Here is a 16,105-nt window from a genome sequence, read left to right on the forward strand (position 1 = left end):
GCACCGGGGCCTTTCGCGTGCCCGGGGGTGGCACCGGGTGCCATAGTGCGGGCATGGAGTGCACGGTGCGGAGCGGTACGGAGTCGTTGTGGGCGGCGCTGGGCGGCGATCCCGCCCTGGTGGACCGGGTCGAGTACGGCGGGGTGTCCGGGCTGCTGCCCGCGCGGCTGCCGGTGATGGACCTGGCGCGGGCGACGGTCGCGGTCTGCGGGCTCGCGGCGGTGGAGCACGCGGGGGCGGCGGGGCCCGTGCGGGTGGACGACGGGGCCGTCGCCACCGCCTTCGTGAGCGAGCGGCACCTGCGGATGGACGGGCGGGCGCCGGTGAGCTTCGCGCCGCTGTCGCGGTTCTGGCGGGCGGCCGACGGCTGGGTCCGCACCCACGCCAACTATCCGCACCACCGGGCGGCCCTGCTGGCGGCGCTGGACGCCGACGGGTCGGCAAAGGCGGTGGCGGAGGCGGTCGGCGCCCGCACCGCCGCCGAGGTGGAGGAGGCGGTGTACGCGGCCGGGGGCCTGGCGGTGGCGGTGCGGACGCCCGCCGCGTGGGCCGCCCACCCGCAGGGCCGGGAGGTCGCGGCGCGCCCGCTGCTCACCCGGGAGCGGGTCGACGACGCGCCGGCCCGGCGCCGGGCCGGCGGGCCGCCGCGGGTCCTGGACCTGACCCGGGTGATCGCGGGCCCGGTGGCGACCCGGACGCTGGCGCTGCTCGGCGCGGACGTGCTGCGGATCGACCCGCCGGGCCGCCCGGAGCTGGCGGACCAGCACGCGGACGGGGACGTGGGGAAGCGGACGGCGGCCCTGGACCTGGACCGGCCGTCGGACCGGCGGAGCTTCGACGAGCTGCTGGACGCGGCGGACGTGCTGGTGACCGGCTACCGGCCGGGGGCGCTGGAGCGGTACGGGCTGGAGCGGCCGGGGCTGGTGACGGCCCGGCTGTCGGCCTGGGGCGACCACGGGCCCTGGGGCGGGCGGCGGGGCTTCGACAGCCTGGTGCAGGCGGCGACCGGGATCGCGGTGACGGAGGGGTCGGAGGAGGAGCCGGGGGCGCTGCCCGCGCAGGCGCTGGACCACGGCACGGGGTACCTGCTGGCGGCGGCGGTGCTGCGGTCGCTGACCGAGCGGGAGCGGGACGGCGGCGGGCGGCTGGTCCGGCTGTCGCTGGCGCGCACCGGGCACTGGCTGGCGCACGGCCTGCCCCGGTACGACCCCGGGCGGTACGTCGCGGAGTCGGACGGGCCGCTCGGACGGCTGCGGCACGCGGTGTCGCCGGTGGCGTACGAGGGCGGCCCGGCGGGCTGGTCGCGCCCGCCGGGGGTGGCGGGCGCGGACCGGGCGGCCTGGCTCAGGGCCTGACGAGGACCTTGAGGGCGGTGCGTTCGTCCATGGCCCGGTAGCCGTCGGGGACGCCGTCGAGGTCCACGGTCAGGTCGAAGACCGGGGACGGGTCGAGCGTGCCGTCGAGGACGTCGGCGAGGAGTTCGGGCAGGTAGGCGCGGACGGGGGCGACGCCGCCGCGCAGGGCGATGTTGCGGTCGAACATGACGGAGAGGTCGAGGCCGGTGCCGGAGCCGTGCGGGACGCCGACGTAGCCGACGGAGCCGCCGTCGCGGGCGATGTTCACGGCGGTGCGCATGGACTGCTCGGTGCCGACGGCCTCGATGACGCCGTGGGCGCCGTGGCCGCCGGTGAGTTCGCGGACGGCGGCCTCGGCGGCCTCGCCGCGCTCGGCGACGACGTCGGTGGCGCCGAAGAGGCGGGCGATGTCGGTACGGGCGGGGTGGCGGCCCAGCGCGATGATCCGCTCGGCGCCCAGGCGGCGGGCGGCGAGGACGCCGCAGAGGCCGACGGCGCCGTCGCCGACGACGGCGACGGTGGAGCCGGGGCGGACGCCCGCGCCGAGGGCGGCGTGGTGGCCGGTGCCCATGACGTCGGAGAGGGCGAGCAGGGCGGTCAGCAGCCGGTCGTCGGAGGCGGCGTCGGCGGGGAGCCGGACGAGGGTGCCGTCGGCGAAGGGGACGCGGACGGCCTCGCCCTGGCCGCCGTCGGAGCCGCCGGAGCCCCAGAAGCCGCCGTTGGGGCAGGAGGTCTGGAGGCCCTCGGCGCAGTAGTCGCAGGTGCCGTCGGACCAGACGAAGGGGGAGACGACGAGGTCGCCGGTCCGCAGGCCGCCGACCCCGGGTCCGGTGGCCTCGACGACGCCGAGGAACTCGTGGCCGATGCGCTGGCCGGGCGTGCGGGCGGACTCGCCCCGGTAGGCCCACAGGTCGCTGCCGCAGACGCAGGCGCGCAGGACCCGGACGACGGCGTCGCCGGGATCCCGCACGACCGGGTCGGGCACCTCCTCCACGCGCAGGTCGAACGGGGCGTGGATGGTGGTGGCGCGCATGGTTCCTCGCTGTCAGCTGGTCGTACGACGTTCACCGTACATCGCGTCCGGCGCGGTCGCCGCGGGGGCGGTCGCGGGGGTGGCGGCCAGGGCGCCCGCGGTCAGCAGGTACTGGGCGGCGATGTAGGTCAGCATGACCCAGAAGTCGGGGGCCGGCAGCTGGGGCCAGTCGGCGATGCCGGTGGCGATGAGGGTGTCGGAGAGCAGGAAGAGCGCGCCGCCGACACCGGCGAGGACGCCCAGCGAGCTGGCGCGGTAGGCCATCGCGGCGAGCAGCAGGGAGTAGCCGGCGACGGGGATCCGCAGGTCGGCGGGGAGGTCGGGCCAGAGGGCGACGACGGTGCCGAGGAGGGCGAGGGCGTAGAGGCCGCCGAGGAGCGGGGAGGTGCGGCGGCGGCCGAAGAGGACCAGGTAGCAGACGTGGCCGAGGGCGAAGGAGCCCATGCCGACGAGGAAGGCCCAGTCGGCGTCGAGGAGCAGGAAGACGTCGCCGCCCCAGCCGAAGAGGAGGGCCGCGACGAGGAGGCGGGGGGCGCCCCGGGTGGCCGCGAAGGCGGCGAGCAGCGGCAGCAGGAGCGGCTTGGCGATCAGGTGGCCGGCGTCGGCGCCGGCGAGGAGCGAGCCGAGGTCGGTGGCGGCGGCGAGCAGGAAGGCGCCGAGCAGGAGGCGGGAGGGGGTGTTCACGCGGCGGGCTCCGGGGCGGTCGGTTCGGGTGCGGGGGTCGGGCGGGGGGCGGGCTGCCAGCCGGGGCCGCGGAAGATCCGGCCGGCCCGTTCGCGCCAGTCGCCGGCCGCGCGGACGTCGCGGGCGATGGCGGCGTACTCGTGGGTGGCGACGCGGAGCGGGTTGTGGGTGTCGATGTTCTTGGTGAGCCCGTAGACGGGCCGCTCGGTCTCGCCCGTCCAGGAGCCGAACATCCGGTCCCAGACGATGAGGATGCCGCCGAAGTTGCGGTCCAGGTAGCCGCCCTGGGAGGCGTGGTGGACGCGGTGGTGGGACGGGGTGTTGAGGACGTACTCGAAGGGGCGGGGCAGTCTGCCGACGCGCTCGGTGTGGATCCAGAACTGGTAGACGAGGTTGATCGAGTGGCAGAACGCGACGGCGGCGGGGTGCACGCCGAGCGCGATCAGCGGCAGGTAGAACGGCCATCCGGTGAGGCTGGTCCAGGGCTGGCGGAGCGCGGTGGTGAGGTTGAACCTGCGGCTGCTGTGGTGGACCACGTGGCAGGCCCAGAGGATGCGGACGACGTGGTGGCCGCGGTGCTGCCAGTAGTAGAAGAAGTCCTGGGCGAGCAGCATGAGCGGCAGCGTCCACCACAGGAAGGGCACCCGCAGCGGCGTCAGCTCGTAGACGGCGGTGTAGATCGCGACGATGGGGATCTTCCACAGCGCGTCGAAGGCGAGGCTGCCGAGGCCCATGCCGATGCTGGTGGCGGCGTCCTTCGTCTCGTACCCGGCGGCGTCCTCGTCGGGGTGGAACCGGTGGGCGGCCATCTCCACGACGGTGAGCAGGACGAACGCCGGTATGGACCAGAGCACGACATCGGGCAGGTTGGGCATGCCGATGACGGTAGGGGTCGGCCGGGGGCACGGCTAGAGGTTGTTACCAACAAGTATGCGAGACGACTTGTCAGCAGCTTTTGGCGGCTTCCGACAAGGCGGGTTCCGGTGCGCGGCGGCGGGAGGGGCTCCGGGCCCGCTCACACCCCCGCCGCGCCCAGCACGGAGCCCGCCCCGTAGGTGACCGCCATGGCGAGGGCGCCCCCGGCGACGGTGCGCAGGGTGCCGCGCGCGGTGGGGGCGTCGGCGAGGCGGGCGGCCCACCAGCCGGTGAGGGTGAGGGCGCCGAGGACCGAGACGACGGTGACCCAGAGGCGCGCGGAGGCCGGGGGCAGGACGATCGCGAGGAGCGGCAGCAGGGCGCCGGCCGTGAAGGCGAGGAAGCTCGCCCAGGCGGCGTGCCAGGGGTTGGTGAGGGCGTCGGGGTCGATGCCGAGCTCCACGCGCGCGTGCGCCTTGAGCGCGTCGCGGGCGGTGAGCTGCTCGGCGGCCTCGCGGGCGACGGCGGGGCTGAGGCCGTGCCCGGCGAGGAGGGCGGTGAGCTCGTCGAGCTCCTCCTCCGGGCTCTCGTGGAGCTCGCGCTTCTCGGCGGCGAGGGCGGCGGTCTCGGAGTCGCGCTGGACGGAGACGGAGACGTACTCGCCGACGGCCATGGAGAGGGAGCCCGCGAGGAGGCCGGAGAGACCGGCGGTGAGGAGGGCGTCGCGGGACCCGGTGGCCCCGGCGACGCCGACGACGAGGCCGGCGGTGGAGACGATGCCGTCGTTGGCGCCGAGCACGGCGGCCCGGAGCCAGTTGAGCCGGGTGCCGAGGCCGCCGCCCTCGGCGGCCTGGTGGTGGGCGGGAGGAGGCGTCGCGTCGGTCACGTCAGGAGGGTCGCACCCGGCCGCCCGCGCGCCGGGGAGCGACCCGCCCGCGCCGGTGCGCGGCGCGCACCGGGGGCTCGCGGAGCGCGATGACGACGGTGCCGCGCCTCCCGCACACGCGCGCGTACGAGGTGACATACCAGACATCGAGGACAGCGGGGGCGGTGGTGTCGGTCGCGGGCCGTATTCTCAATGACCATGCTCGACGACCGCACGACAGCAGCGACATGGCCGGCCGCCTACCCGCAGGGGTACGCGGTCGTCGACGTGGAGACCACCGGCCTCGCCCGCGACGACCGGATCGTGTCCGCCGCCGTCTACCGGCTCGACGCCCAGGGCGACGTCGAGGACCACTGGTACACGCTGGTGAACCCGGAGCGGGACCCGGGACCGGTGTGGATCCACGGCCTGACCGGCGACATGCTCGCGGGCGCGCCGCTGTTCACGCAGGTCGCCGAGGAGTTCGCGGCCCGCCTCGACGGCCGCGTCCTGGTCGCGCACAACGCGATGTTCGACTGGCAGATGATCGCCCGCGAGTACGCCCGCGCCGAGAGCACCGCGCCCGTGCGCCAGCGGCTGTGCACCATCGCGCTCTCCAAGGAGCTGGCGCTGCCGCTGCCCAACCACAAGCTGGAGTCGCTCGCCGCCCACTTCGGCGTGGTGCAGCGGCAGGCGCACAACGCGCTGGACGACGCGCGCGTGCTCGCGGAGGCGTTCCGCCCCAGCCTGCACGCGGCGGCCGAGCGGAACGTCCGGCTGCCGCTCCTGGAGTGCCGGCCGCTCACCGAGTGGGCCCCGTCGCCGGCCCGCCCGGCGGCCGGCGGCCCGTCCCCGTACCGCGCGGGCGGCTGGCGCCCCTCCCGGAAGCGCCCGGCCTGCCCGTACCCCAACCCCGGCCGGTACGAGAGCGACAAGCCGCTCAAGCAGGGGATGCGGGTCGCCTTCTCCGGCGACACCTCCGTCGACCGCGAGCTCCTGGAGGACCGCACGGTCGAGGCGGGGCTGCACGTCGCCACCTCCGTCTCCCGGCTCACCAGCCTGCTGGTGACCAACGACCCGGACGCGTACACCTCCAAGACGGTGAAGGCGAAGTCCTTCGGCACCCCGATCGTCGACGAGGCCGCCTACGCCCACCTGCTGCGGGACGTGGCCCCGGCAGACGGGTGACGCCCCGGGCGCGGCGCCCGGCGCGCGGCGGCCCGAAACCGCACCCTGTGGCGCATGGCACGTTGTGAGGTCTGCGGAAACGATTACGGCATGTCGTTCGAGGTTCACGCCCAGGGCGCGATCCACGTCTTCGACTGCTTCTCCTGCGCCATCCACCGCATGGCGCCCATCTGCGAGCACTGCCGGGTCCAGATCATCGGACAGGGCGTCGAGGCCGAGGGGAAGTGGTACTGCGGCGCCCACTGCGCCCGCGCGGAGGGGAGGGCGGGCATCGTCGACCGGGTCTGACACCGGTGGGGCCTTCCGCCCGGAACTCCTGAGGAAACGATTCCGGAGGGGCCCGGCCGGGGCCGTCCGACCCCTGTGCGGGCACGCCGCGACGGGCGCTGTACCGTCGACGGCGTGTACCGCTTCCTGTTGTCCCGGCAGTGGGTGATCCTCACCCTCGTCGCCCTCGCCCTCGTCCCCGTGATGATCGAGCTGGGCTTCTGGCAGTTCCACCGGCACGAACGCCGGGTCGCCCAGAACACCCTGATCGCGGACAACCTGAAGGCGGAGCCGGTCCCGGTCGAGCGGCTCACCTCCCCCGGCCACACCGTCCCGCGCGCCGACTACTGGCGCCGGGTCACCGCCACCGGCACCTTCGACACCGCCCACGAGGTCGTCGTCCGCCGCCGCACCTCCTCCGACGACCGCGTCGGCGCGCACGTCCTCACCCCGCTGGTCCTCCGGGACGGGCGGATCGTGCTGGTCAACCGCGGCTGGGTGCCGGCCGCCGCCGACCAGCGCGCCTTCCCGCAGGTCCCGCCCGCGCCGAAGGGCGAGGTCACCGTCACCGGCCGGCTCAAGGCCGACGAGACCACCGGCGCCAGCGGCATCAAGGACCTCAAGGGCCTGCCGGACCGGCAGGTGATGCTCATCAGCAGCGCCCAGCAGGCCGAGCTGATCGGGCGCGAGGTCCTCGGCGGGTACGTCGAGCAGACCGCGCCCGAGCCGGCCGGCGACTCGCCCGAGCAGATCCCCGAGCCGGACCACGAGTCGATCGGCGCCCACATGGCGTACGCCGTCCAGTGGTGGCTGTTCAGCGCCGGCGTGCCGGTCGGCTGGTTCGTCCTCGCCCGGCGCGAGAAGCGCGACCGCGAGGCCGCCGCGGCCGGAGGGACCACCGCGGGACAGCCCGCGGACCAGGACGCCGTCGAGGCGGCCGCGCCCCGCTGATTGACCGCGCCCGCTTCCGGGAACAGCCCAGAGCGTGACGCGACGTATCGACGACTACGCCCTCATCGGCGATCTCCAGACCGCCGCGCTCGTCGGCCGCGACGGATCGATCGACTGGCTGTGCCTGCCCCGCTTCGACTCTGCGGCCTGCTTCGCCGCCCTCCTCGGCGACGAGGAGAACGGCCACTGGAGGATCGCCCCCAAGGGCGCCACCCGCTGCTCCGGCCGCCGCTACCTGCCCGACTCCCTGGTCCTGGAGACCCTTTGGGAGACCCGCACCGGCACCGTCAAGGTCGTCGACTTCATGCCCCAGCGGGACCGCGCGCCGGACGTCGTCCGGATCGTCGAGGGGGTCAGCGGCAGCGTCGAGATGGCCGCCGTCCTCCGCCTCCGCTTCGACTACGGCTCGATCGTGCCGTGGATGCGCCGTGCCGAGGGGCACCGGGTCGCGGTCGCCGGCCCGGACGCGGTGTGGCTGCGCAGCGAACCGGCCGTGAAGACCTGGGGCCAGCAGTACTCCACCTGCTCCTCCTTCACCGTGGCCGCCGGGGAGAAGGTCGCCTTCGTCCTCACCTGGCACCCCTCCCACGAGCGGCGCCCCGCGCGCGTCGACCCCCACGAGGCACTGGCGCAGTCCCTCGCCGACTGGCGGGAGTGGACCGCCCGCTGCTCCTACGACGGCCCCCACCGGGAGGCCGTGGTCCGCTCCCTGATCACTCTGAAGGCCCTCACCTACGCCCCCACCGGCGGCATCGTCGCCGCCCCCACCACCTCCCTGCCCGAGGAGATCGGAGGCGTACGGAACTGGGACTACCGGGCCTGCTGGCTGCGCGACTCCTCCCTCACCCTCGGCGCGCTGCTCGCCGCCGGATACGCCGACGAGGCCGCCGCCTGGCGGGACTGGCTGCTCCGCTCGGTCGCCGGCGACCCCGCCGACCTCCAGATCATGTACGGGCCCGCCGGGGAGCGCCGGCTCCCCGAGACCACGCTGCCCTGGCTGCGCGGCTACGCCGACTCGGCCCCGGTGCGGACCGGGAACGCGGCCGTCGACCAGTTCCAGCTCGACGTCTACGGCGAGGTCATGGACACCCTGTCGCTGGCGCGCGAGGCCGGCATCCCCGCCCGGCGGCACGCCTGGAACCTCCAGCTGAGCCTGCTCGGCTTCCTGGAGTCGCACTGGCGCGAGCCCGACGAGGGCCTGTGGGAGGTGCGCGGCCCGCGCCGCCACTTCACCCACTCCAAGGTGATGGCCTGGGTGGCGGCCGACCGGGCGGTGCGCACCCTGGAGGCGGACCCCTCGCTGCCCGGGGAGCCGGACCGCTGGCGGGCGCTGCGCGACGAGATCCACGCCGAGGTGTGCGCGAAGGCGTACGACCCCGGGCGCAACACCTTCACCCAGTCGTACGGCTCCGCGGAACTGGACGCGGCCACCCTGCTCATCCCCCGGGTCGGCTTCCTGCCGCCGGAGGACCCCCGGGTGAAGGGCACCGTGGACGCGGTCCGGGCCGAGCTGACCCACCACGGCCTGCTGCGCCGCTACAGCCCCGGCGAGGGCTCGGTGGACGGGCTGCCGGGGCAGGAGGGCACCTTCCTGGTGTGCTCCTTCTGGCTGGCGGACGCGCTGCGGATGACCGGCCGGACCCGGGAGGCCCGGGAGCTGTTCGAGCGGCTGGCGGGGCTGGCCAACGACGTGGGGCTGCTGGCGGAGGAGTACGACCCGGTGACGGGCCGGCAGCTCGGCAACTTCCCGCAGGCGTTCAGTCACATCGGGCTGGTGGGCACGGCGCTCGCCCTGGCCGGGGACGACGCGGCAGGATAGGTCCATGGATCTTGGACTGAAGGACCGGGTGTACGTGGTGACCGGCGCGACCCGGGGGCTGGGCCGCGCCACCGCCGAGGCGCTGCTCGCGGAGGGGGCCCGGGTGCTGGTCACCGGGCGCGAGGAGGCGACCGTCGCCGAGGCGGTGGCCGCGCTCGGCGAGGGCGCGGCGGGGCTGGCCGCCGACAACGACGACCCGGCGACCCCGGCCCGGCTGATCGCCGCGGCCCGGTCCCGGTTCGGCGGCTTCGACGGCATCCTGATCAGCGTCGGCGGCCCGGCGCCCGGCTTCGCGGCCGACAACACCGACGAGCAGTGGACGGCCGCCTTCGGCACCGTCTTCCTCGGCGCGGTCCGGCTGGCGCGCGCCGCCGCCGAGACGCTCGGCGAGGGCGGTGTGATCGGCTTCGTGCTGTCCGGCTCGGTGCACGAGCCGATCGCGGGACTGACCATCTCGAACGGGCTGCGGCCGGGGCTCGCGGGCTTCGCCAAGTCGCTCTCCGACGACCTGGGGCCGCGCGGCATCCGGGTGGTCGGCCTGCTGCCGAGCCGGATCGACACCGACCGGGTCCGGCAGCTCGACGCGCTCTCCGGCGACGCGGAGGCGTCCCGGGCGGCGAACGAGGCGAACATCCCGCTGCGCCGCTACGGCACCCCGGAGGAGTTCGGCCGGACGGCGGCCTTCCTCCTCTCCCCCGCCGCCTCGTACCTGACGGGGGTCATGCTGCCGGTGGACGGCGGCGCGCGGCACGGCTTCTGAGCCGGGCGGTCCGCGCCGCCGGACGCGGCGTCAGGTGACGCGGCGGGCGCCGTGCTTCACGGCGCGCAGCCGGGCCTCGGTCGGGAGGGCGGCGAGGCCCGCCGCGTCCCGGGCCCGGGTGAGGGCCTCGCCGCTGAGCCCGGCCAGCGCCTCGCCCGGGGAGGCGTACGGCTCCAGGTGGAGCGCGATCCGGGTGCGGGGCGCGGTGCGGCGGCCGGTGAGGGCGACCCGGGCGCGGGCCACGCCCTCCTGCGCGGTCGCGTCGGCCGCCAGGACGTCCTCCAGGGCCCGGCCGCGCAGCAGGGCCGCGTCGCCGTCGCCGGTGTCCACCAGGAGCTCGGCGAGCCGGGCCCGCCGGAACTGGGCGAGCAGCCACCACAGGGCGAGCAGGACGAGGACGCCGAGGACCGCGATGACGGTCGGCCACCACCAGCCCTCGTCCCGCCACCGCCGCCGGTCGGCGGCGGACAGCAGGACGTCGGAGGAGCCGGACCAGGGCCACCAGGACGGGACGGCCAGGTCGAGGGCGGCGGCCAGGACGGCGCCGCCGGCGAGCAGCAGGAGCACTCCGGCGAGGCCGAGGAGGATGCGGTCGACGCGCCGCAGGACGGTGGTGGCGGGGGCGTTCACGGGCGCGTCATCCCTTCGTGGGCGGGCGGTCCACCCGGATCTTCAGGGCGGGCGGGGCGGCGAGCCCCAGGTCCCGTACCCCCTGGGCGAGGACGGTCTCGACGTCGGTCCTGACCTCGTCGAGCGGCCGGAAGTGGGAGCGGGCCCGGACGGCGACCTTGCGGCGGCCGGCCTTGACCCGGACGGACTGGACGCCGGAGACCTCCATGGCCCGGTCGCGCAGGGCGAGGGCGGCGGCCTTCCGGTCGAGTCCGGCGCGGACGTCGGGGTGGGTGCGGCGCATCGGCAGCACGGACCGCAGGCCGGGGGTGACGGCGAGGAGCAGCAGCCAGAGGCCGAGGAGGGCCGCGAGGGAGGCGCCCACGAGGACCACGGGGTCGTCGAGGGGCTTGGTGGCGAGGCCGCGGGCGAGCGAGCGCCGCCACTCCATGGCGGTGTGCCCGGCCCGGACGGCGGCCACGTCGTAGAGCAGGAGGCCGGCGCCGGCCAGGACGACGGCGGCGAGGAGGGCGGCGGGGACGCGGCGGACCGCCCAGAAGCGCCGGACGCGCTCCCCTCCGCCGTCCCCGCCGAGGACGGGGACGGCGTCGGGGGCGTCGGGAGCCTCGGGCGCGGTGGTGCCGGAGCCGGCGGCCGGCGTCCCGGCCGGGGGTGGTGTGGTCATGCCAGACGGCCCTTCCCGGCGGTGGGGGCGGTGCGGGCCGAGTGGAGGCGCTCGACGTGGACGGAGACCTCGTGGACCTCCATGCCGACGAGTTCCTCCACCCGGCTGCGGACCCGCCCCCGGACGGCGCCGCAGCGGCGGCCGACGTCCGAGGGGTAGCCGAGTTCGAGGCTGATCGAGATGCGGGCGGCGTCCCGGTGGACGACCACCGAGGCGTGCGGCGGGTGGCCGCCCTCCGGCACGCCGCCCAGGGCTTCCCGGGCGGCCCGCGCGGAGATCTTGGCGACCACCCGGTCGGCGATCGCGGTGGCGCCGCGCTCGCGGACCGGGGCCCGTACGGCGAGGTCGGTGGGCACCGTCACCTCCGCCGGTCGGCGCGGTCGCGGACCCGGAGCAGATCGCCGGGTTCGAGGTCGCCGTCGAGGAAGCGGCCGACGACGAAGCCGACCGCCCCCAAGGCCGCGACCAGGAGGAACGCCCCGAAGCCGCCGAAGTATCCGGCGAAACCGAGGCCCATGCCGGCCAGCAGGCCGGTCACCGCCATGCTCATCCGTTTCCCTTTCCGGGCCCCTGTGCGGCCCCTTGTCCCGCGGCCGGCTACTGGAGCCGGGACTCGGGCTCGTCTTCCTCGTCGTCGGGCAGCTTGACGTCGCTGACCGCGATGTTGACCTCGACGACCTCCAGTCCGGTCATCCGCTCCACGGCCGTGATCACGTTCTCCCGGACCGCTCCGGCGACATCGGCGATGGAGACGCCGTAGTCGACGACGATCTCCAGGTCGAGGGCGGTCTGGACCTCGCCGACCTCGGCCTTCACGCCCCGGGTGACGCCGGCCTTGCCGCCGCCCCCGCCGGGGACGCGGTCGCGGACCGCGCCGAGGGTGCGGGAGAGCCCGCTGCCCATGGCGTGGACGCCGACGACGTCCCGGGCCGCCATGCCGGCGATCTTCTCGACGACTCCGTCGGCGATGGTGGTCTTCCCCCGGACCGCGGCGGCACCGCCGCCGCGCTTGGTGACCGAGGTGGTCTCACCGCTGCGTTCACTGTCCGTCATCAGGATCAGCCCCTTCTGGGATATTTCGGGGTTCTTCGCTCACATTAAGGGCGGTTTCCCACTCTCGCTCCGGGGATACGGCAGGCTGGGGCAATGACCATGAGTGACGGTGGGATCACGGCGGTGCGCGCCCGGCTCGCTCCGGGGCGGCTGCTGCCGCTCGGTACGGCGGCGGACGGGGCCTGGCTCGCGGAGCGGGCGGCCCGGGAGGTGCTGCTCCGGGCGGCCTCGGCGGTACGGGGCGTGGTCCCGGGCCGGCTGGGGATCGGCCCGGCGGAGGAGGCGGCCGGCCCGCCGCCGGAGGGGGTGCCGCCGGGCGGGCTGCCGCCGGGGCCGCTGCGGATCGCGGCGGAGTTCGCGGCGGTGAGCGGCCGGCCGCTGCCGGCGGCGGCCGGGGAGCTGCGGGAGGTGCTCCACGCGGCGGCGGAGGGGCTGGACCTGGCGGTGGCCGAGGTCGACCTGCGGGTGACGGAGCTGCTGGACGCGGCCCCGGCCCGGGAGCCGGGGCCCGTCGCTCCGGAGCCGGGGCGGACCGCTCCGGCGACGGACGATCCGGTGGCGCTGGCGGCGCTGCGGGTGCCGGGGGTGGCCGGGGTGGCGGACGCGCTGGGGCCGCCGGTGCACCGGATGCCGGGGGCGGTCCGGGTGGAGTGCGCGGTGACGGCGGGCCGGCGGCCGGCGGAGGTGGCGCGGGCCGTCCGCGCGGCGGTGGCGGAGGCGGCCTTGGAGGGGACCTCGGTCACCGTGCTGGTCTCGGAGCTGCGTTAGCCCGTCGGAGTGACGACGGCCGGTGCGGCGCCCTCCTCACGGGTGCCGCACCGGCCGTCGCGCGCTGTCGGGTCAGTCGCCGAGGCCGGCCAGGTCGCGCAGGCGGCGGCCCTGGGCGGCGCGCTCGGCGGCGCGCTGCTCCTCGTAGTCCCGGCCGACGGCGCCCTGGAGCAGGGCCTTGGTCTCGACGACCGCGTCGCGGGGCGCCGCGAGCAGGGCGGCGGCGAGGTGCCGCACGGCCGCGTCGAGGCCGTCGGCGGGTACGGCGGTGTTGGCCAGGCCCAGCCGGACGGCCTCGTCCGCGTGGACGAAGCGGCCGGTGGCGCAGATCTCCAGGGCGCGGGCGTAGCCCACGAGGGAGACCAGCGGGTGCGTCCCGGTGAGGTCGGGGACGAGGCCCAGGCTGGTCTCGCGCATCGCGAACTGCACGTCCTCGGCGACGACCCGCAGGTCGCAGGCGAGGGCGAGCTGGAAGCCGGCGCCGATGGCGTGGCCCTGGACGGCCGCGATGGACACGAGGTCGCTGCGGCGCCACCAGGTGAACGCCTCCTGGTACTCGGCGATGAGGGCGTCGAGGTCCGCTTCGGAACCCCGCGCCATGTCGAGGAAGGACGGCTCCCCGTCGAAGCCCTCGGGCGTGAACGCCTGACGGTCGAGTCCGGCGGAGAAGGACTTGCCCTCGCCGCGCAGGACGACGATCCGCACGCTGCCCGGCAGTGACCGGCCGGCTTCCGTCAACGCCCGCCACAGAGCGGGAGACTGGGCGTTGCGCTTCGCCGGGTTGGTCAGCGTCACCGTGGCGACGGCGTCCTCGACGGTGAGCCGTACACCGTCCTTGTCGAAGACGAGCTGAGAGTCGTCGGGCGTGGTCATGGGGCGCCTCCGGGTCCGGTGCAGCACGCTGTCAGGTGCTAAGTGACTGCACAGTAACCACCCGGCCGGTCCGTGGACCGACCGGGTGCCCACCGGGAGGGTCCCGGTGGGCCGGCGGAGCCCCCGGCGTCAGGCCGAGGCCGCCTTCTTGCCCCGTGTCGCTCCGCCGCGACCACGCAGCGTGACTCCGGATTCGCTGAGCATCCGGTGGACGAATCCGTAGGAGCGGCCGGTTTCCTCGGCCAGCGCCCGGATGCTCGCACCGGAGTCGTACTTCTTCTTCAGGTCTGCCGCGAGCTTGTCGCGCGCGGCGCCGGTCACCCGGCTGCCCTTCTTCAGAGTCTCGGCCACCCGTGCCTCCTCATGGGAAGTGCGCTCTGGACTTCTCATGATCACCCCTCCCCGCCGTCCTGGCCACCCATTCGACAAGGTCCGTCCCGTCCTGTTCGCGGACGAGTACGCCGTCCACACGACCGGAATCTCATGTTCCGCATGGTTCGGAGCCGGAGGCCGTACGAATCGATCAAGGAACCGGCAGGTCAGCGGGGTGCGCCGGGAAAAGGTGCGGCGCGGGCCCTGCCGGAAGGATTCAGCAGGGCCCGCGCCGGAGGTACGAGGTCGGCTCACTCAGATGATGGATCACCGATGAGCCGAATGATCCAGCCCGGCCTCAGGCCAGGGCCACCAGGTCCGCGTAGTCCGGACCCCAGAGGTCCTCGACGCCGTCCGGGAGCAGGATGATCCGCTCCGGGTCGAGCGCCTCGACGGCGCCCTCGTCGTGGGTGACCAGGACGACCGCGCCCTTGTAGGTGCGCAGCGCGCCGAGGATCTCCTCGCGGCTGGCGGGGTCGAGGTTGTTGGTGGGCTCGTCGAGCAGCAGCACGTTGGCCGAGGAGACGACCAGGGTCGCGAGCGCCAGCCGGGTCTTCTCGCCGCCGGAGAGCACCCCGGCCGGCTTGTCGACGTCGTCGCCGGAGAAGAGGAAGGTGCCGAGCGTCTTGCGGACCTCGACCAGGTCGAGGTCGGGGGCGGCGGAGCGCATGTTCTCCAGGACGGTGCGCTCCGGGTCCAGGGTCTCGTGCTCCTGGGCGTAGTAGCCGAGCTTGAGGCCGTGACCGGGGGTGACCTCGCCGGTGTCGGGCTTCTCCACGCCGCCGAGGAGGCGGAGCAGGGTCGTCTTGCCGGCGCCGTTGAGGCCGAGGATGACGACGCGGGAGCCCTTGTCGATGGCCAGGTCGACGTCGGTGAAGATCTCCAGCGAGCCGTACGACTTGGACAGGCCCTCCGCGGTGAGCGGGGTCTTGCCGCAGGGCGCGGGCTCCGGGAAGCGCAGCTTGGCGACCTTGTCGGAGACGCGGACCGCCTCCAGGCCGGAGAGCAGCCGCTCGGCGCGCTTGGCCATGTTCTGCGCGGCGACGGTCTTGGTCGCCTTGGCGCGCATCTTGTCGGCCTGCGAGTTGAGCGCGGCGGCCTTCTTCTCGGCGTTCTGCCGCTCGCGCTTGCGGCGCTTCTCGTCGGCCTCGCGCTGCTGCTGGTAGAGCTTCCAGCCCATGTTGTAGACGTCGATCACGGACCGGTTGGCGTCCAGGTAGAAGACCTTGTTGACGACGGTCTCCACGAGGTCCACGTCGTGGGAGATGACGATGAAGCCGCCGCGGTAGGTCTTCAGGTAGTCGCGCAGCCAGGTGATCGAGTCGGCGTCGAGGTGGTTCGTCGGCTCGTCGAGGAGCAGGGTGTCGGCGTCCGAGAAGAGGATGCGGGCCAGCTCGATCCGGCGGCGCTGACCGCCGGAGAGGGTGTGCAGCGGCTGGCCGAGGACCCGGTCGGGCAGGCCGAGGGCGGCGGCGATGGTGGCCGCCTCGGCCTCGGCGGCGTACCCGCCCTTGGTGAGGAACTCGGTCTCCTGGCGCTCGTACTGCTTGAGGGCCTTCTCGCGGGTGGCGCCGGAGCCGGTGGCGATCCGCTCCTCGTTCATCCGCATCTTGCGGATGAGGACGTCGAGGCCGCGCGCGGACAGGACGCGGTCGCGGGCGAGGACGTCGAGGTCGCCGGTGCGGGGGTCCTGCGGGAGGTAGCCGACCTCGCCGGAGCGGGTGATGGTGCCGCCGGCGGGCTGGCCCTCGCCGGCCAGGCACTTGGTGAGGGTGGTCTTCCCGGCTCCGTTGCGGCCGACGAGGCCGATGCGGTCGCCCTTGGCGACGCGGAAGGAAGCGTTCTCGATGAGGATGCGGGCACCGGCACGCAGCTCGATACCGGAAGCGGTGATCACGGACAGACTCCAGGGCGGTGGGGATACGGCGGATGACGACAGGTGACGGGCTGCGGCGCCGCTAGTGCACC

Annotated in this window: 19 protein-coding genes; 7 read left to right on the forward strand and 12 right to left on the reverse strand. The window is 75.1% G+C overall.

The features are described 5' to 3' along the window. The first annotated feature begins 53 nt into the window (after positions 1 to 53). On the forward strand, positions 54 to 1,355 hold the full coding sequence (locus IE219_RS13095) for a CoA transferase (RefSeq protein ID WP_189976850.1): 1,302 nt from the start codon (positions 54 to 56) through the stop codon (positions 1,353 to 1,355). Here IE219_RS13095 and IE219_RS13100 read toward each other — a convergent pair. The 4 genes from IE219_RS13100 to IE219_RS13115 form a co-directional block, all read right to left on the reverse strand. Next, positions 1,345 to 2,388: a zinc-dependent alcohol dehydrogenase family protein gene (locus IE219_RS13100; protein WP_189976851.1), complete on the reverse strand. Its 1,044-nt coding sequence runs from the start codon at positions 2,386 to 2,388 to the stop codon at positions 1,345 to 1,347. The two genes, IE219_RS13095 and IE219_RS13100, sit on opposite strands and share 11 nt — an antisense overlap. Positions 2,389 to 2,400: 12 nt before the next feature. Then, positions 2,401 to 3,072 carry a lysoplasmalogenase gene (locus IE219_RS13105; protein ID WP_189976852.1) on the reverse strand — a complete coding sequence of 224 codons (672 nt, stop codon included), beginning with the start codon at positions 3,070 to 3,072 and terminating at the stop codon, positions 2,401 to 2,403. Continuing rightward, positions 3,069 to 3,947, reverse strand: coding sequence for a sterol desaturase family protein (locus IE219_RS13110; protein ID WP_189976853.1), 879 nt, complete (start codon positions 3,945 to 3,947; stop codon positions 3,069 to 3,071). Before IE219_RS13110 ends, IE219_RS13105 begins: the two co-directional genes overlap by 4 nt. Before the next feature lie 140 nt (positions 3,948 to 4,087). Beyond that, positions 4,088 to 4,813, reverse strand: coding sequence for a VIT1/CCC1 transporter family protein (locus IE219_RS13115; RefSeq protein ID WP_189976854.1), 726 nt, complete (start codon positions 4,811 to 4,813; stop codon positions 4,088 to 4,090). Between the two features lie 192 nt (positions 4,814 to 5,005). Between IE219_RS13115 and IE219_RS13120 the strand changes: the two genes are divergently transcribed. The 5 genes from IE219_RS13120 (at position 5,006) to IE219_RS13140 (ending at position 9,777) form a co-directional block, all read left to right on the forward strand. Beyond that, positions 5,006 to 5,980 (forward strand): DEDDh family exonuclease, encoded by a 975-nt coding sequence (locus IE219_RS13120; protein ID WP_189976855.1) that lies wholly within the window; start codon positions 5,006 to 5,008, stop codon positions 5,978 to 5,980. A 54-nt stretch (positions 5,981 to 6,034) separates the two neighbouring features. Next, entirely contained in the window at positions 6,035 to 6,268 is a 234-nt protein-coding gene (locus IE219_RS13125) for a metallothionein (protein WP_189976856.1), read from the forward strand. Between the two features lie 114 nt (positions 6,269 to 6,382). Then, positions 6,383 to 7,198, forward strand: a complete 816-nt coding sequence (locus tag IE219_RS13130; protein ID WP_189976857.1) for an SURF1 family cytochrome oxidase biogenesis protein — start codon at positions 6,383 to 6,385, stop codon at positions 7,196 to 7,198. 34 nt (positions 7,199 to 7,232) lie between these two features. Next, positions 7,233 to 9,017: a glycoside hydrolase family 15 protein gene (locus tag IE219_RS13135; RefSeq protein WP_189976858.1), complete on the forward strand. Its 1,785-nt coding sequence runs from the start codon at positions 7,233 to 7,235 to the stop codon at positions 9,015 to 9,017. A gap of 4 nt (positions 9,018 to 9,021) precedes the next feature. Continuing rightward, entirely contained in the window at positions 9,022 to 9,777 is a 756-nt protein-coding gene (locus IE219_RS13140) for an SDR family oxidoreductase (RefSeq protein WP_189976859.1), read from the forward strand. A 30-nt stretch (positions 9,778 to 9,807) separates the two neighbouring features. On the opposite strand, the gene amaP is transcribed toward IE219_RS13140, so the two are convergent. Genes amaP through IE219_RS13165 form a run of 5 tightly spaced genes read right to left on the reverse strand, consistent with a single transcriptional unit; the run spans position 9,808 to position 12,124 of the window. Continuing rightward, the gene (amaP, locus tag IE219_RS13145) at positions 9,808 to 10,407 is read right to left on the reverse strand and encodes an alkaline shock response membrane anchor protein AmaP (RefSeq protein ID WP_189976860.1); all 600 of its coding nucleotides are present in this window, start codon (positions 10,405 to 10,407) and stop codon (positions 9,808 to 9,810) included. Between the two features lie 7 nt (positions 10,408 to 10,414). Then, the gene (locus IE219_RS13150) at positions 10,415 to 11,071 is read right to left on the reverse strand and encodes a DUF6286 domain-containing protein (RefSeq protein ID WP_189976861.1); all 657 of its coding nucleotides are present in this window, start codon (positions 11,069 to 11,071) and stop codon (positions 10,415 to 10,417) included. Beyond that, positions 11,068 to 11,433: an Asp23/Gls24 family envelope stress response protein gene (locus tag IE219_RS13155; RefSeq protein ID WP_373298821.1), complete on the reverse strand. Its 366-nt coding sequence runs from the start codon at positions 11,431 to 11,433 to the stop codon at positions 11,068 to 11,070. Before IE219_RS13155 ends, IE219_RS13150 begins: the two co-directional genes overlap by 4 nt. Beyond that, complete coding sequence (locus tag IE219_RS13160; RefSeq protein ID WP_189976863.1) at positions 11,430 to 11,621, reverse strand: hypothetical protein; 192 nt, start codon at positions 11,619 to 11,621, stop codon at positions 11,430 to 11,432. The genes IE219_RS13155 and IE219_RS13160 overlap by 4 nt, the downstream gene beginning before the upstream one ends. A gap of 47 nt (positions 11,622 to 11,668) precedes the next feature. Then, positions 11,669 to 12,124: an Asp23/Gls24 family envelope stress response protein gene (locus IE219_RS13165; protein WP_189976864.1), complete on the reverse strand. Its 456-nt coding sequence runs from the start codon at positions 12,122 to 12,124 to the stop codon at positions 11,669 to 11,671. A 93-nt stretch (positions 12,125 to 12,217) separates the two neighbouring features. Between IE219_RS13165 and IE219_RS13170 the strand changes: the two genes are divergently transcribed. Continuing rightward, on the forward strand, positions 12,218 to 12,892 hold the full coding sequence (locus tag IE219_RS13170; protein ID WP_189976865.1) for a hypothetical protein: 675 nt from the start codon (positions 12,218 to 12,220) through the stop codon (positions 12,890 to 12,892). A 72-nt stretch (positions 12,893 to 12,964) separates the two neighbouring features. On the opposite strand, the gene IE219_RS13175 is transcribed toward IE219_RS13170, so the two are convergent. The 3 genes from IE219_RS13175 to abc-f form a co-directional block, all read right to left on the reverse strand. After that, positions 12,965 to 13,765, reverse strand: a complete 801-nt coding sequence (locus IE219_RS13175; protein ID WP_189976866.1) for an enoyl-CoA hydratase/isomerase family protein — start codon at positions 13,763 to 13,765, stop codon at positions 12,965 to 12,967. Positions 13,766 to 13,894: 129 nt separating this feature from the next. Continuing rightward, a complete protein-coding gene (locus IE219_RS13180; protein WP_006123601.1) occupies positions 13,895 to 14,116 on the reverse strand; it encodes a helix-turn-helix domain-containing protein in 222 nt (73 codons plus the stop codon). A 319-nt stretch (positions 14,117 to 14,435) separates the two neighbouring features. Next, complete coding sequence (gene abc-f, locus IE219_RS13185) at positions 14,436 to 16,034, reverse strand: ribosomal protection-like ABC-F family protein (protein WP_189976867.1); 1,599 nt, start codon at positions 16,032 to 16,034, stop codon at positions 14,436 to 14,438. Positions 16,035 to 16,105: the final 71 nt, after the last annotated feature.

Origin of the sequence: Streptomyces termitum, assembly GCF_014650175.1 — a bacterium.
In the GTDB taxonomy this organism is placed as follows: Bacteria; Actinomycetota; Actinomycetes; order Streptomycetales; family Streptomycetaceae; genus Streptomyces; species Streptomyces termitum.